Genomic DNA, 15,860 nt, shown 5'->3' with positions numbered 1-15,860 from the left:
GTTGGCTGGAGCGACGCCAGTGTGGCTCCTAGGGGATTAAGCGACCAAGATGAGACCCTGAAGCGAGCAACATAGAGGAACGAAGGCTAAAAGCACCACGTCCTGTGATAACGCCTTCGTGACCAACATCCTATTGCCCCAAGCGGCTCATCGGGCGCCCCCAGGAAAGCACACTGGCAGAGCGGAAGTCAACCACAAGTTATGGTGAAGAGCCTGTTTTTTTATTAAAAATGGAATTTTGTAGAATTAATATGACATTTTCGAGAAAATATAGTAGAATTTATGAATGGGTATTCATTTTTACAAAGGGGGAAATAGTATGTTGCAGGGGAAAACAATACTTATTACTGGTGGCTCAAATGGGATGGGGCTTTATATGGCGAAGCAATTCGTTGCAGAAGGGGCAAATGTTATTATTACAGGTCGTAATGAAGAGCGTTTGATAGAAGCTAAAGAATATATATTAACGGCAGGCACAACAATCGAAACATTCCAAATGGATGTACGAGTGCCAGAACATGCAGAAGCAATGGTCGCATTTGCAGTCGAAAAATTTGGACAAATTGATGGGCTTGTGAATAATGCAGCTGGCAATTTTATAGTGCGAGCAGAGGATTTAACGCCTAACGGTTGGAAGGCTGTAGTTGATATCGTATTAAATGGTACATTCTATTGTTCATCAGCAGTTGGTAAGTATTGGATTCAGAACAATATAAAAGGTTCTATTCTTAATATGGTTGCAACCTATGCGTGGAATGCAGGCGCTGGCGTTATCCATTCAGCGGCAGCTAAAGCCGGGGTATTATCAGTGACAAGAACGTTAGCGGTTGAATGGGGCAAACAATATGGAATTCGTGTGAATGCAATCGCTCCAGGTCCAATAGAGCGAACAGGTGGTGCAGGTAAATTGTGGGAATCAGAAGCGGCAGCTGCTCGTACAATTGATTCTGTACCATTGGGGAGAATTGGGACACCTGAAGAAGTGGCCGATCTTGCAACATTTATGATGTCTGATAAGTCACGCTATATGAATGGTGAATGTGTCACACTTGATGGTGGACAATGGCTAAATCAACACCCATTTTAGTCAATAATTTTTTTGCATAATGAAGAGCTGGATTGACGCATACTAAGGGTAAAGAAAGGAGTCTTGCCTTATGGGTATGTGGTTAATACCAGCTTTTATTGCGATTACCATCATTTCTGTCATTTCCTTCGTATCCACTTTACGAATTGCCAAAATGACATCGGAACGAAATTCAGAAAAGGATACACCAATTTCAGAAACTGTGGAAGAATATGCAACAATGCTGAATCCAATTGTTTGGGTTTATGGTATATTCTTACTTTTTTTAGGCATTGTAATTTTTTACTACTGGAGTCAGGCAGGGTATTAAAAGTATGATTTTTAAAGCGACAGTATCAAATTTGCGTGAGCAGATTTGATACTTAGTTTTGTTCAAAATGCTAAAAAAATTCATTGTTCTTTAAAAACTCTTCTCGAGATCTTGTCGTGGTCATATCAGGAAAATTTATGATATGATAAAAGGGAAGCATCCTGTTCTGCAAAGCAAGGACAGAAAAGGAGAAGAAGTTCATGATTTCAACTAACAGCAAAGACTTATTAGCAATGCCAATTAGTGAATTTGTTATTTCATCCGAAAAGGTTGCACATGTACAGATTGGGAATAGTGCCGAACATGCACTCCTTGTACTGACACGTACAGGGTATTCTTCAATACCTGTATTAGATTTGAAATATCGACTTCAAGGGTTACTTAGTATGAAAATGATTACAGAAGCAATTTTAGGGCTCGAACATATTGAATATGAAAAATTACCTGATATAAAAGTTGATACGATAATGGATAAAAATATAGCTGTTATCAAGCTGAAAGATACATTTCAACGTGCATTAGACTTAGTCATAAATCATGCCTTTTTATGTGTAGTGGACGAAGAAGGTACTTTCGCAGGAATTTTAACGAGACGAGTTATATTAAAACAGTTAAAAAAATATATTTATCAAACAGAAAAGTAGTTTAAGAGGGGACTCAGGTGCAAATCGTGAGGCCCCCTTTGCTTGTATTGGAGGTTTAGGTAATTGATGGCAACGGAAGCGGAAATATTGAAAATATTAGCGGAGGAACGCAATATGCGAAAAGCAGCCGAGCGGTTGTTTTTATCGCAGCCAGCGCTTTCTCAACGGTTGCAATCGATTGAAAAAGAGTGGGGTGCACAGCTTTTTATTCGTTCGCAGAAGGGACTTACTGCGACACCTGCAGGAGAACTAGTTATCGCTTATGCGATTGATATGCTCGCTAAAAAAGAAGAAATTTTTGAAACGATTCAATCATTAACAACAAAAGTAAACGGAACACTCAAAATTGCTTGTGCATCAATTGTTGGGCAAAATTGGCTTCCGAAAATATTAAAGGATTTTGTGTCCAAATATCCTGAAGCGAAAATTTCGCTGATGACCGGCTGGAGCTCGGAAATTGTGAAAGCATTGTATGAGGGTGAGGCGCATATTGGCATTGTACGCGGACAGGTTGATTGGAAGGGGGAAAAGATACATCTTTTTCGTGACACCCTTTACTTAGTAGATCAAGAATTGAAAACCATTGAAGATGTGCTTACGACGGATCGACCATTTATTCAATTCAAAAGTGATTCGAATTATTATCAAGAAATTCAACAATGGTGGCAACGACATTTTGCATCTAATCCGAGACGACAAATTTTGGTGGATCAAATTGAGACGTGTAAACAGATGGCGATAAATGGAATTGGCTATGCAATTCTCCCTTCCATAACATTAAATGAGCATGATGGAATCAATAAAATTGCGCTCACTAACAATGAAAAGGAATTTGGTTTAACACGTGACACATGGTTAATAGGCTACGAATCTTCTTTTGAGCTGCGTCAAGTAGAGGCTTTTGTAGAAGTCGTACAAGACCATGCGCGTTGCTTATTTGATTATACAAAATAGGACATAGTTGAGCGGGGCAGCCCCAAGTGATTTATGCATCACTTTTGGGACTGCCCTTTTTCTTGTTGACCTATATAAATCTTAAGAGTTTATGAATATTCATGAAGATATCATAAGAAATGGAACAAAATGCAATTTAAAACGTATAATTATGTAATCATCGATATGTTAAGTAAAAGGGGTTGAGCTTTTTGAAAAAAACGAAAATAACGGCACTTATTCTACTATTTATGCTTGTTATGAGCTTTGTGCTACCTGCTTCACAGGCTAGCGCCGCACCAACATTAGAAGTGCAGGCGAAAGCAGGAATGGTAGGAAAAGCAAAATATCAATCTGTTGTGCCACTACAAGTAACAGTGAAAAATAATGGTGCTGATTTTTCAGGGGACATGGTGATTAATGCCTCGAGTTCCTACGAAGCTGCATCAGCACTTGTACTGCCACTCGATATAGCAGCGGGTGAAGAAAAAACATTTGAGCTATATTTGGATGGACTAGCAGACTATAGCTATTCAGATGCGGACTTGTTTGCCTTTTATGAGGGGAGCATTGAAAAAGGGAAGAAGGTTGCTTATAAAGGAACAAAACGTTTACAAGCAAACTTTTTAGATCCATCAGCAACATTTATCTATACATTAACGGATAAAAGCGACCGCTTATCTGCTTATTTGCGTTTATCGCAATTGATTTCGTCAAGTAATGTTGAAATTTTTAATTTAAATCAACTAAAAGAGTTTACTTTGCCAGAGGATGCGCAGGGTTACGCGATGGCGAATATTATTGCTGTCGATGAAATTTCTATTGCCGATTTATCTCAAAATCAACAAGAGGCTTTATTGAAATGGGTACAGGATGGAGGTACTTTACTGCTTGGAGCGTCTGATCAAGTAGATACAACTGCGGGCATTTTTAAAGATTATTTACCACTTACATTATCACAACAAATGAAGACCGTTTCAGCAGCTAATTTAACAAAATTATCAGGTGGGGGTATTTTTTCAAAGGATATTTCCGTCTATACAGCAACAGATAATGAAGGAAGCGTTCCTGTTTTAAAAGAAAACGATACAACTCTAGCAGCAAAGAAAAAGCTGGGTAGTGGGGAAATTGTGCAAACAACGTTTTCATTAGGAGATCAACCTCTAGCATCAATGGATGGATATGCAGCATTAACTGCAAAAATGTTAAATATCCAATCCTCATCTCAACAAGGGATGAGGCAAGGACAATCAACAATGGATCAAATTTCATATGAACTACGTACAGTTAATGAATTATTTCCATCATTCGAAGTGTCTGTCAGCTATATGTTAATCGTCATCATTTTGTATATTTTAATTATCGGACCTATTCTTTATTTTGTCCTGAAAAAAATGGATAAGCGTGAACATGCGTGGTGGCTAATACCAGCCATTTCAGTTGCACTATCCATTGCGCTCTTTATTTTTGGCGCTAAAGATCGTATTGTACAACCACAAGTACAACAATCAGCCCTCTATAAAGTAAATGAGGATAGTAGTGTAAACGGCTACTATGTTGAATCGCTTTTAACGAATCGTAGCGGTGATTTTGTTGTAGAGGCAGATAAAGATACGACTGCACTGGCATTACGTGGTAATAATAATTTCACAGGTACGATGGGGGATTTACATGAAACATCGTATATTAAGGAACACGCTAATGGCTCTACATTAACATTACGAAACTTAAGCTATTGGTCTGTTCAATCGTTTGCAGGGAAAACAACTGCAAAAAACATCGGTAAGATGGATGTGGATATTACACTAAAAAATGAAAAGCTCTCTGGGACAATTAAGAATAATTTCCCGTTTACGTTAAAGGATGTAACGCTAATTTCAGGTATTAAAGAAGTAAAGCTTGGCGATATCGAGCCGAACGGAACACTGAAGGTGGACAAGGAACTGAAGTCAACGGTTCTGCAAAAGCCATCTTCGTTTAATAGTTACAATTATAATTATCCAGCGAAAAAAGAAGATGTGGACCCTCTTCGTATCGAGCGTATGAAATCACTTGCACTACCTCTTGTAGAAAGTGATAAGCAACCAGTAGTTACGGCTTGGGCAGAACAAGCAATTGTCGGGGTAGAGCTTGAAACAAGTGCTAACATGTCACCAATTTCTTATTTCATACAGCCATTTGAAGGAAAAGTAGAACTATCAGGACCATTTACCATGAAGCGTACCAACTTTACGTATACAGTGAATCCACAATCAGCGAATGCCTATTTTGACAAAATAGACGAGCAACTAAATAACTGGTATCTATCAGATGGTTTATATGAAGTTACAATGGCCATGCCAGATAATTTTATGACATCTGTTCAATCGTTAAATGAGCTTGTTATTTCAAATAAGGACGTGAAGCGCATGCAACTTGCCATTTGGAATAATGAAACAAGCCTTTTTGAGCCGTTAGTTGACACAAAGCAAGTGTTTTCGGAGAATATTGCGCAATACTTAAATGAAAATGGGGAACTACTCGTACAAATCAAATTTGGACCAGATCCAACTGGTGAGCAGACAAGATTACCGGAAGTAGAGCTGAAAGGAGTGGCAAAGGAATGATTGAAATCCGTGATTTAACAAAAAGATATGGCTCCTTTACAGCGTTAGACCATCTAAACCTATCACTTGAGGAAGGGGTTGTGTTTGGCTTTGTTGGTGCCAATGGTGCTGGCAAATCGACAACATTTTCGATTTTAGCAACATTATTATCCCCAACTTCTGGCGATGCCCTTATCAATGGAAAAAGCGTTATCAAGGAACCAAAGGAAGTACGCAAGCAAATCGGCTATATGCCAGATTTCTTTGGTGTATATGACCAACTAAAAGTCGATGAATATTTAGATTTCTATGGTGCAAGTTATGGCATTGACGCAACACAACGTAAAGTCTTAATTCCACAGCTATTAGAGCTTGTGAATTTAACGAATAAGCGTTATGACTATGTAGATTTACTATCACGAGGAATGAAGCAACGATTATGTCTTGCACGCGCCTTAATCCATGATCCCAAAGTATTGATATTGGATGAGCCAGCATCAGGTCTTGATCCAAGGGCTCGCGTAGAAATGCGTGATATTTTAAGAAATTTAAAATCAATGGGGAAAACCATTCTAATCTCCTCACATATTTTGCCTGAACTTGCAGAAATGTGTGATGAAATCGGGGTTATTGATAATGGCAAACTCATCGCCCATGGCAATGTTGCAACAATTCAAGCGCAATTACAGGGAGAAAAGCGCATTGTCATCAAGGTCGCGGAACGTTTAAGCGAGGTGCGTGCATTTTTAGAAGAAGATCCTCTTATCTCATCCATTGATGTTATGGACAATCGCTTAGAGATAGCCTTTAATTACCGAGGAACAGATACAGAACAAGTGTCACTACTGAAAAAAGCAATACTTGCAGATTTACCAATTTACGCATTAAGTGAAGTAGAAAAGGATTTAGAAGATGTCTTTATGGCGATTACGAAGGGAGCGGACAATCAATGATGGAGCGATTTTATAATCCGGTACTCGTAAAAGAATTGAAGTTACGCTTCCGTTCTTTTAAAAGCTTTTCAGGTTTGATGTTTTATTTAGCGATTATTTGTATTTTTATCGCAGGTTTTTTACTACTGACAACAGAATTTACAGGCAAGGGTTTCTTTAGACCAGAAACAAGTTTTATGATGTTTGCTGTATTAACGATTTTGCAAATGGCATTGGTTCTCTTTATCACACCAAGTTTGACAGCTGGTGCAATCAGTAGTGAACGTGAAAAACAAACATTAAATATTTTACTGACAACAACACAAAGTTCCACACAAATTGTGATTGGAAAATTATTTTCGTCTGTGGCATTTTTAGTATTAATGCTAATCGCCGGGCTACCATTGTATAGTTTAGTGTTTTTATTTGGTGGGGTATCACCTTCCCAATTAGTCTCTATCTTTTTATTTTATTTAGTGACGGTCATTGCTATAGGGAGTATCGGGGTTATGTTCTCAACAATTACGAAGAAAACAATAGTTGCGATGATTGCTACGTACGGCTCGATTATTTTTTTAGGTGGGATCACAGCATTTTTCTTCTTTTTAACAATGGCCTTCCATCAAATGGGGAATGCCATAGGGACGGGGACTTCCTATATGACTTATTTCTGGGCTTCTATAAACCCAGGTGCATTAATGTTGACACTTATTTCTCCAGAGATGGGGGATGCTTTAGCAGAGCTTTCAGGTGTTGAATTACCAGTGTGGATTACTTATTTACTCGTTTATATAGTCATTATTGTACTTAGTTTAACAATTGCCATTAAAAAATTACGTGCCAACATGAAAAGTAATCGATGAGGAGGAAACCTTATGGAGCGTCGTAAGCAATTACAAAAATATATACAGCGTGCAAAAACGAGTTTAACATTCGAAAGAAGTATTCCTATTGCACAGTACGGCTTGTTTTTGGCATTGCTTTCGAGTGCTTCACTCATGCTCGTCTCAAGGCTATTTGTCTGGCCGTATTACCGTCAAACTGCATTAGCTGTCTTTCTAGTTGGGATAATTGCAACAATCGTCTTGATGTGGTGGAAGCGTGCGAGAGCAAAAGAGTCATTACACACACTCGATCATTATTTCTCGCATAATGAACTGGTTACAGCTTTGTCATTTAAAGAAGATGAAGATCCATTAGTTCAATCACTACTTGTAAAAGCAGTTCAAAAGGCAGAAAAGGCGTTTTCTGAATTTAAAGCAAGAAAGAAAGCTTTGTTTCGACCTAAAGCATGCATAGGATTATTTGTAACAGGTGTTGTGTTAGCGGCGCTCTATTTATTCCCAGCTACTACGCAGATTGAAGCTATAGAGGTAGAACAAGAAAAGGCAGTCATCGAGGACATAAAAAAAGAAGTTGCGAAGTTAGAAAAAAAAGCAGAAACAAAAGAAGTAAAAGAGCAGTTAAAAGAATTGCAAAACACATTAAAAGAGGCAAATACAGCTGAAGAAGCGCTTCGTGAAGTTGTGAAGAAGCAAAAAGAACTTGCGTTAAAGGAACAACAATTAAAGGATAAACAAACGGCTAGTGAAGATGGTGCATCTGAGGGCCAAGGCTTATCTAAAGAGGAAATTGAACAATTGAAGGAACTTGCTCACATGCAACAGGGTTTAACGCAAAATGCGAATAATACTCAAACGGCAATGAGTAAGCTTGGGAAGCCAGCAAGTAATTCATTACAAAATGCCATTGCGAGTGCTAATAATGCAAATAACAATCAACAAAACAGTTCCAATTCGAATACGGGCCAAAAACCTGCTGGAAATGCGCAGTCTAACAATCAGCAAAGTCAAACGGGCCAAGGACAGGGACAAAATAATTCACAAAGTGGCAATCAGCAGGCGCAAGGGTCTAGTCAAAGTAATCAACAGGGACAGGGACAGGGCCAAGGACAGGGACAAGGTCAAGGTCAAGGTCAAGGACAAGGCCAAGGTCAAGGTCAAGGTCAAGGACAGGGACAAGGTAGTGGTCAGGGTTCTGGTTTAGGAAATGGTGCAGGGTCCGGACAAGGTGGTCGAAATCTATTAACGATGCCTGATCGGTTGGGCGGTTCAAGTGAAACCTCTGTAGATGGAGGAGCATTAGGAGACGGCTCTCATGTTTCGGAGCAGCAAGGAAATGGCCCCATTACAAAAGGTTCGATCCGTCCATATGATGAAGTTATAGGCTCATATAAAGACAGCTATTTAGAAAGCTCTGAGCGTTTACAATTACCGAAAGATTTACAAAATGTCGTGCAATCTTATTTCACGTCAATTGAGTCGCAGTAGGAGGAAAAGAAATGGCATTTACAGAACAACAGTATGTTGAAATGAGTACGAAATTACAACAAGTAAAAGAAGAAATCCATCGTTTTATAGTTGGTCAAGAGGAAGCGATTGATTATACATTATATGCAGTTCTGGCAGATGGTCATGCGCTGTTAGAGGGACTACCAGGCTTAGGGAAAACAATGCTAATTCGCACCATTTCTGAAGTGCTTGATTTATCCTTCTCACGTATCCAATTTACGCCAGATTTAATGCCTGCGGATATTACGGGGACGAGTATGATTGAGCGAACAGCAGATGGCAAGCAACAGTTCATTTTCCAGCCAGGGCCAATTTTTAGTCAAATGGTATTAGCAGATGAAATTAACCGAGCAACCCCGAAAACACAAAGTGCTCTGCTTGAGGCAATGGGTGAAAAAACAGTAACAATTTTAGGAGATACGAAAAAAATGGCCAAACCATTCTTCGTCCTAGCTACTCAAAATCCCATTGAAATGGAGGGGACATATCCATTACCAGAGGCACAAATGGACCGTTTTCTTTGTAAAATTCTCGTTCCATATCCAGAGAAAAGTGAACTAATGGAGATTATGAAGCGCACAACTGGCGCACAGGAAATCACCTTACAAAAAATAATGGACACAGAAGGACTCCTGCTAGCACAACAAATGGTGAAAGAAGTACTTGTAGCAGATGAAATGCTTGAATTTGCAGCAGACCTTGTTGTAGCAACACATCCTGAAAGAGCAGAAGCGATAGATGAGGTAAAGCAATATGCCATGTATGGTAGTGGTCCTCGTGGCTTACAAAGTTTAATAAAGCTAGCAAAAGCAAGAGCACTGATGAATGGACGCTTCCATGTATCAGTTGCGGATATTAAATCCGTAGCGAAGCCTGTACTACGTCATCGTATGCTACTGAACTATGAAGGGGAGGCTTCAGGTAAAACAGCAGATGATGTGATTGACGTTATTTTAGAAAAAGTTCAGCAAGGTGTTAGCAGGTGACGCAGAAAATATTATTGCCCGAAGATTGGCTAGCGAAAATTAGTCGCTTCCAAGTGGCGACGGCCTCCAAATTGCGTGGGCAACATAAAGGCTCACACCGTTCGCAACGTTTCGGGGCATCGCTCGATTTCTCGGATTTTCGTGAATATCACCTAGGCGATGATGTAAGACAGGTGGATTGGAACGTCTTTGCGCGAACTGATAAATATTTCATTAAACGTTTTTTAGATGAGCAAGAGATGCGCGTGCACATTTTATTAGACACTACAAAATCAATGGGTGAGCAAGCAAAATGGACTTTTGCACGGCAAATTGTTGCTTCACTTGGCTTAATGGTACTTGGTCGTGATGATCGATTATCATTTTCGTTTGTACAAGATGACATATTGCCGCCGTTTCGTCGCAAAGGTGCTATGTATCGTCGCGCCTTCATACAAGTAGTGACTGATCTTGAGGAGGCAACCTATACAAATAGCTTTGCGCAGGGAGCATTAAAAGCAATGCCTAAAGATAGTACGGTGCTATTTATAGTGACAGACGGTCTAGAACCAATCGAAGAATGGGAAAAGCTATTGAAAAGGATGCCACGTTTTGCAGGGGATGTACGCATTATACAAATCGTCACGCAAGAAGAACTATCTCCAAATTATAGCGGTGATGTTCGTTTACTTGACCGTGAAACGGGCAGTGATGTGAACGTTACGATATCATCAAAGGTACTTGATACGTATGAGGTAAGAAGACGTCTACATGATGAAGAGTTAGAGGCAATTTGTCGACGCTTCGGTGTTCGAAAATTACAACTCAAGGTGGAAGATGGGCTTCAATATGCTGTCTTTCAACAATTATTAAAAGCACATTGGATTAGGTGAGGTGAGCCGTATTGGGCTTTAGTCAAATACTTTTTAGCTGGACGGCCATCATCCCGGTCATTGTCCTATTATATTATTTCTTTCGAAAAAAATATACCGATCAAACCGTGTCCTCAACACTCTTTTGGTCGGAAATTATGCAGGAGACACGTGTATCTCCATACTTAAAGCATTTACAAAAAAATGCGCTTCTCTATTTGCAACTGTTAGCACTTCTTCTACTAGTACTCGCGCTGATGAATCCATATGTAAAAAAGTCAACGATTGCAGGAGCACAAACAATTTTCATTGTTGATACGTCTGCGACAATGCTAGCAGGGAAAGAGCAGTCAACATTTGATGCACATAAAAAGGAAATGTTGTCGTTAGTCAATCAGCTTGATGGAAGACCCGTGACACTTATTACGACAGGTAATACTCCGCAGGCCGTTTTACAGCAAGAAACAAACCTTAAAGATATTGAGAAAGCAGTCCTGGATTTGCAAGTGACATATGAAACCGCACAAATGAATAAAGCACTTGATGTGGCGCAAGCTTTTGTCGGTGAGACTCCGACATCGATTTATGTCTTTACAGATACACTCGACAAGAAGCAATTACCGATGGAAAAGGATTCGGTGAAATGGATTGTCCAAGGATCAGCGAAGGATTTAACCAATATAGCCATTACAAAGTTTGCTGCTACAACAGACGGAAAAGCAACGATGGCACTTGTACAGTTGCAAAATGATACAGGCAAAGAGCATAATCTGACTCTTACGCTAGAAAATGCTAAGGGTGAGGAAGTTATAACAGAGAAAATAACATTGCCTGCAAACGAAGCTGTGACTAAAACGTTTAAAGACTTACCGTTGGTGGATTCGATGACTGCGACCATTGATGTACAGGACGATTATGCCATCGATAATAGTCAATCGGTATTGTTACAAACAGCCACTTCTAAAGTAATTGTAGATCAAAATATGCATCAACTTATACAAAAGGGATTCCAAACAATAAACAGCGGCGTGAAAATTGTTCCGTCCTTACAGTTGGTAAATAATCAAGATGCTACTGTGGTGACAAATCAAACAACTTTGCTGAAAGAAATGACCAAGCCGATTGTATTATTTGGACGAGATGATATTGGAAAAATTGAAATGAATGGTGTTGTGAAAACAACGAATGACGCTTTATTTGCGTTCAGTGAATTAAATGATATTTATGTAAGTGCAATTTATCCTGCGTTTGATGGCTATAAAACAATTGCCACTGTTGGAGATAAACCGTTTATCCAACGCTCAACAGAAGGGGATATTATCGTACTAGCCGATATTGCCGATACAGATTGGCCATTACACCCCTCATTCCCGCTATTTTTATGGAGTGCCCAACAACAATTATCTGAATCGATAGATTCACTTGGGATTTTCACACCCAATGAGCAGCGTTCAGTTGCTTTAGCGCAAGGAGAGTGGAGTGTTTATTCGCAGGATGATGAGTTTTTATCAACAATCACCAACGGGTTATTAACGGCGCCCATGAAACCAGGCGTTTACACAGCACGCTCAAATAGTGAGGAAAAACGCCTCATCGTGCAGCTCCAGGCACAGGAGCGTGTGATAGAAAAAGGCACGAGTTACACCCTTGGAGAATTACAAGAACATGGCAAGGAAGAAGTATCGAATGCTTCATTTGTACCTTGGCTCATACTCATTATCTTAGTATTACTTGTGTCAGAGTGGGAGGTGCAACGACGTCGTGGATTTACGAATTGATACGCCATTAGCCTTATTGTTATTACTGCCATTGTTTGCGTATTTTGTATGGACCTATTGGCGCGAACGTCAACGTCTAAAAAAGAACCATCTCACTGTACTTGGTATTCGTATGATAGCAATATGTTGTTTAGTCTTTGCGCTTGCAGCACCCTATATTTTATTGCCGATTAAGGAAGAACAGGTACTGTTTTTAGTCGACCGCTCTGCTTCGATGAAGGGGACAGAAGTGGAAATGGCTAGTTTTATAGAGGAAAGTTTACAGTCGAAAAAAGATGAACAACTTGCAGGGATTTATTCTTTCTCTTCGACACTACAAACAGAAACCATTTTATCTAGATCATTGAAGGAAGTATCGAAATTTACAGCTATGAAGGAAACTGATCAAACAAATATTGAGCAAAGCCTTCAATTAGCAACTGGTATTGTCAATCCGAAAAAAGCTACAAGGCTAGTTTTATTAACGGACGCGAATGAAACAAAAGGTGATGCATTGGCGTTTGCTACCAAATTAAAAGGCGCCAATATTAGCGTAGATGTTGTGCCATTCAGTCAGTCCGTTGCCAATGATGTATCGCTTAAAAGCTTTGTGACACCACAGGTTGCTTATGTAGGGGAACAACAGCAACTTGTCACTGAAGTGAATGCGACCGCAGCAGGGCATGGAGAGCTATTGCTGTACGAAAATGATGAACTTATTCATCGAGAGGCAGTGGAACTTGCAGAAGGATCGAATGTATTTACGTATAAGCATACGGCCACTGCAGAGGGACTAGTCAAATACGAGGCACTTGTACAAGTTGGACAAGATGCAATATTTGAAAATAATAAATTAACGAGTGTCACGATGGTACAAAGTGAGCCTCACTTACTGATAGTGAACGGTTATGACACAGCATCACCAATTGCTGCGGCACTGGGGACGAAGTCAATTTCCTATGATGTAGTAGATGCAAAAAGTTTGCCGAATGAACTATCAAGTTATTTACAATATAATGCGATAATTTTTGATAATGTACCAGGGCATTTAGTTGGTGAGGCAAAAATGAGTGTTATCGAGCAGGCAGTGAAAAATTTTGGTGTCGGTTTTACAATGGTTGGCGGTGAAAATAGCTTTGGCTTGGGCGGCTATTTTAAAACACCAATCGAAACATTGTTACCGGTTGAAATGGAGATTAAAGGCAAAGAACAATTGCCATCTTTAGGTCTCGTTATCGTGCTCGACCGTTCGGGAAGTATGCATGGCACTAAGTTAGAGCTTGCCAAGGAAGCGGCAGCACGTTCTGTTGAAATGTTGCGTGATGAGGATACGCTTGGCTTTATCGCCTTTGATGATCGTCCTTGGGAAATTATTGAAACTGGACCGCTTGGCAATAAGGAAGAAGCAGTCGATACGATTTTATCGGTGACTCCTGGTGGCGGTACGGAAATATATAGTTCACTTGAAAAGGCTTATGAAAATTTGGCCGATCTAAAACTGCAACGAAAGCACATTATTTTATTAACTGACGGACAGTCACAAGCAGGGAATTATGAGGATTTAATAGCAACTGGTAAAGACAACGGGGTTACACTATCTACGGTTGCGATTGGGCAAGATGCAGATGGCAATTTACTGGAATCATTAAGTGAAATGGGTAGTGGACGTTACTACGATGTTATTGATGAACAGATGATTCCTTCTATATTATCACGTGAGACAGCGATGATTTCACGTACGTATATTGAAGACAATCCTTTTTATCCAGCAATTTATCATGCGTCGGGCTGGAATTCGTTATTTGCCAATGGTGTGCCACAAATGAATGCTTATATAGGTACAACCGCGAAGCAGGGTGCTTCTGTAATCGCGCAAAGCGAGAAGGAAGATCCAGTGATAGCACAGTGGCAATATGGTCTTGGGAAGACTTTCGCTTTCACATCGGACTCCACAGGAAAATGGACAGGAGACTGGGCAAGATGGCAGGAATGGGGCACGTTTTGGCAAACGATCATTTCGCAAATGCTACCAAGCTATAACGATGTGGCCTATGACGTACGTCTAGATACGGATGGCTCTTTTGTTATTACCGACCCGACAAACGAAGCTGCATTTTTAGATATCGTCGCTGTCAATGAAGCGGGTGAAGAGCTAGAGATGCAACTAGAAACAATATCTGCCTCGCAAGTTCGTGCAACGGTACAAGCAGAACCAGGTCTTATCTTCTTCCGCATTGCCGATGAAGAACAGGCGATTTACCAGGCAGGTCTAAGTGTTCCGTATAGTGCCGAATATGAATTAAGACCTGTAAATGAAAAACTAGTGGAAGAACTTACAAAGCAAACTGGTGGCAATGTGTTAGAGGAACCGCAGGAAGTCTTCCGCGATTTCACACAAAAAGGAGCAGAGCGCCAAAATATTGCAACCTGGCTTCTTTTAGCAGGGATGTTACTATTCTTCATCGATATTACAATCCGTCGTTTTGGATGGAGTTTCTTAACAAAAGTCAAACAACAAGAGAAAATGGTAGAGGATACACTAGAGCAAGTAGAAGATACAAACGTAGCGCAGCTGTTAAAAGGCATGAAGAAACGACATTAACGATTTAATACGCTAAATTTAAAACGCAGGGCAAAATTTAAAATCATTTTGCCCTGCGTTTTTGTGTTTAAACAATAGACAAGTACAGTCAGCTAATAAAGTGTCATGTTAAAACTTTTGACAAGTACGGTTTTGCGTAGACTGCTGGCAACGACAATTCCTAAGATTGCCCCAATAACACTTGATGTTAAAAAAGCAGGCATGAAAAATAATGCCGCAACAGATGTACCCATTAAAAAATGTGCGTAGGGAACTGCTACGAGAGATGCAAGGATACCTGTCCCAAGCATTTCACCAACAGCTGCTAACCAAATCTTACCACTGTATTTATAGAAAAGCGCTGCGCACAATGCGCCGATGACACTACCTGGAATAGCTAAAAGAGATCCTGTTCCTGTAAGAATACGAATAATAGCTGTGACAAGGGCAACCATGATGGTAGGTACTGGACCTAGTAAAATGGCGCCGATGACATTAATGGCATGTTGTACAGGATAGGCTCGCGCAATCCCTGTTGGAATCGAGACAAAGGCAGAGCCTGCTACAGCAATTGAGACTAATAAAGCCATGATTGTTAATTTTCGAACCGACATATTTTTCACTCCTTTTATAGAACATCGCTGATAGGGCAAGAGAAATCGCTGATAGATTACAGAACATCGCTGATAGGGCAAGAGAAATCGCTGATAGACTGTAGAATATCGCTGATAGGGTAAGAGAAATCGCTGATAGACTGCAGAGTATAGCTGATAGACCACAGAATATAACTGCTAGCACTCTCAATCGAAAATAATCAAAAAACCGCTTCCTCACAACATAAGG

At 40.0% G+C, this 15,860-nt stretch carries 13 protein-coding genes; 12 read left to right on the top strand and 1 reads right to left on the bottom strand.

What is annotated here, in order from left to right; translation table 11 throughout:
• Positions 1 to 319: 319 nt before the first annotated feature.
• From fadH to ACQKII_RS01255, 12 genes are all read left to right on the top strand, one after another.
• Positions 320 to 1,087, top strand: a complete 768-nt coding sequence (fadH, locus tag ACQKII_RS01310; RefSeq protein WP_427455580.1) for a 2,4-dienoyl-CoA reductase — start codon at positions 320 to 322, stop codon at positions 1,085 to 1,087.
• A gap of 70 nt (positions 1,088 to 1,157) precedes the next feature.
• Complete coding sequence (locus ACQKII_RS01305; RefSeq protein ID WP_427455578.1) at positions 1,158 to 1,397, top strand: short-chain dehydrogenase; 240 nt, start codon at positions 1,158 to 1,160, stop codon at positions 1,395 to 1,397.
• A gap of 200 nt (positions 1,398 to 1,597) precedes the next feature.
• Positions 1,598 to 2,041 (top strand): cyclic-di-AMP-binding protein CbpB, encoded by a 444-nt coding sequence (gene cbpB / locus ACQKII_RS01300; RefSeq protein WP_427455576.1) that lies wholly within the window; start codon positions 1,598 to 1,600, stop codon positions 2,039 to 2,041.
• Between the two features lie 66 nt (positions 2,042 to 2,107).
• Entirely contained in the window at positions 2,108 to 2,995 is an 888-nt protein-coding gene (locus ACQKII_RS01295; protein WP_427455910.1) for a LysR family transcriptional regulator, read from the top strand.
• 191 nt (positions 2,996 to 3,186) lie between these two features.
• A complete protein-coding gene (locus tag ACQKII_RS01290) occupies positions 3,187 to 5,580 on the top strand; it encodes a hypothetical protein (RefSeq protein ID WP_427455574.1) in 2,394 nt (797 codons plus the stop codon).
• Positions 5,577 to 6,512, top strand: a complete 936-nt coding sequence (locus ACQKII_RS01285; RefSeq protein WP_427455572.1) for an ATP-binding cassette domain-containing protein — start codon at positions 5,577 to 5,579, stop codon at positions 6,510 to 6,512. The genes ACQKII_RS01290 and ACQKII_RS01285 overlap by 4 nt, the downstream gene beginning before the upstream one ends.
• Positions 6,509 to 7,354, top strand: a complete 846-nt coding sequence (locus ACQKII_RS01280) for an ABC transporter permease (protein ID WP_427455570.1) — start codon at positions 6,509 to 6,511, stop codon at positions 7,352 to 7,354. Before ACQKII_RS01285 ends, ACQKII_RS01280 begins: the two co-directional genes overlap by 4 nt.
• 12 nt (positions 7,355 to 7,366) lie before the next feature.
• Positions 7,367 to 8,821 carry a hypothetical protein gene (locus tag ACQKII_RS01275; RefSeq protein ID WP_427455568.1) on the top strand — a complete coding sequence of 485 codons (1,455 nt, stop codon included), beginning with the start codon at positions 7,367 to 7,369 and terminating at the stop codon, positions 8,819 to 8,821.
• An 11-nt stretch (positions 8,822 to 8,832) separates the two neighbouring features.
• Positions 8,833 to 9,828, top strand: coding sequence for an AAA family ATPase (locus ACQKII_RS01270; protein ID WP_427455566.1), 996 nt, complete (start codon positions 8,833 to 8,835; stop codon positions 9,826 to 9,828).
• Positions 9,825 to 10,700 carry a DUF58 domain-containing protein gene (locus ACQKII_RS01265; RefSeq protein WP_427455564.1) on the top strand — a complete coding sequence of 292 codons (876 nt, stop codon included), beginning with the start codon at positions 9,825 to 9,827 and terminating at the stop codon, positions 10,698 to 10,700. Before ACQKII_RS01270 ends, ACQKII_RS01265 begins: the two co-directional genes overlap by 4 nt.
• 11 nt (positions 10,701 to 10,711) lie before the next feature.
• Positions 10,712 to 12,457, top strand: a complete 1,746-nt coding sequence (locus tag ACQKII_RS01260) for a vWA domain-containing protein (protein ID WP_427455562.1) — start codon at positions 10,712 to 10,714, stop codon at positions 12,455 to 12,457.
• The gene (locus ACQKII_RS01255; protein WP_427455560.1) at positions 12,441 to 15,038 is read left to right on the top strand and encodes a VWA domain-containing protein; all 2,598 of its coding nucleotides are present in this window, start codon (positions 12,441 to 12,443) and stop codon (positions 15,036 to 15,038) included. The genes ACQKII_RS01260 and ACQKII_RS01255 overlap by 17 nt, the downstream gene beginning before the upstream one ends.
• 92 nt (positions 15,039 to 15,130) lie before the next feature.
• Here the strand turns inward: ACQKII_RS01255 and thiW are convergent, their stop codons facing one another.
• On the bottom strand, positions 15,131 to 15,631 hold the full coding sequence (gene thiW / locus ACQKII_RS01250) for an energy coupling factor transporter S component ThiW (RefSeq protein WP_427455558.1): 501 nt from the start codon (positions 15,629 to 15,631) through the stop codon (positions 15,131 to 15,133).
• Positions 15,632 to 15,860: the final 229 nt, after the last annotated feature.

The sequence above is a fragment of the Lysinibacillus sp. NPDC048646 genome (assembly GCF_050272295.1).
Taxonomy (GTDB): Bacteria; Bacillota; Bacilli; order Bacillales_A; family Planococcaceae; genus Lysinibacillus.
Note: the sequence above shows the minus strand (reverse complement) of the source record. Positions and strands in the feature narration are given on the sequence as shown.

Coding starts and splice junctions, on each gene's coding strand:
- fadH (WP_427455580.1), top strand. CDS start 320: ATGTTGCAGGGGAAAACAATACTTATTACTGGTGGCTCAAATGGGATG.
- ACQKII_RS01305 (WP_427455578.1), top strand. CDS start 1,158: ATGGGTATGTGGTTAATACCAGCTTTTATTGCGATTACCATCATTTCT.
- cbpB (WP_427455576.1), top strand. CDS start 1,598: ATGATTTCAACTAACAGCAAAGACTTATTAGCAATGCCAATTAGTGAA.
- ACQKII_RS01295 (WP_427455910.1), top strand. CDS start 2,108: ATGGCAACGGAAGCGGAAATATTGAAAATATTAGCGGAGGAACGCAAT.
- ACQKII_RS01285 (WP_427455572.1), top strand. CDS start 5,577: ATGATTGAAATCCGTGATTTAACAAAAAGATATGGCTCCTTTACAGCG.
- ACQKII_RS01280 (WP_427455570.1), top strand. CDS start 6,509: ATGATGGAGCGATTTTATAATCCGGTACTCGTAAAAGAATTGAAGTTA.
- ACQKII_RS01275 (WP_427455568.1), top strand. CDS start 7,367: ATGGAGCGTCGTAAGCAATTACAAAAATATATACAGCGTGCAAAAACG.
- ACQKII_RS01270 (WP_427455566.1), top strand. CDS start 8,833: ATGGCATTTACAGAACAACAGTATGTTGAAATGAGTACGAAATTACAA.
- thiW (WP_427455558.1), bottom strand. CDS start 15,631: ATGTCGGTTCGAAAATTAACAATCATGGCTTTATTAGTCTCAATTGCT.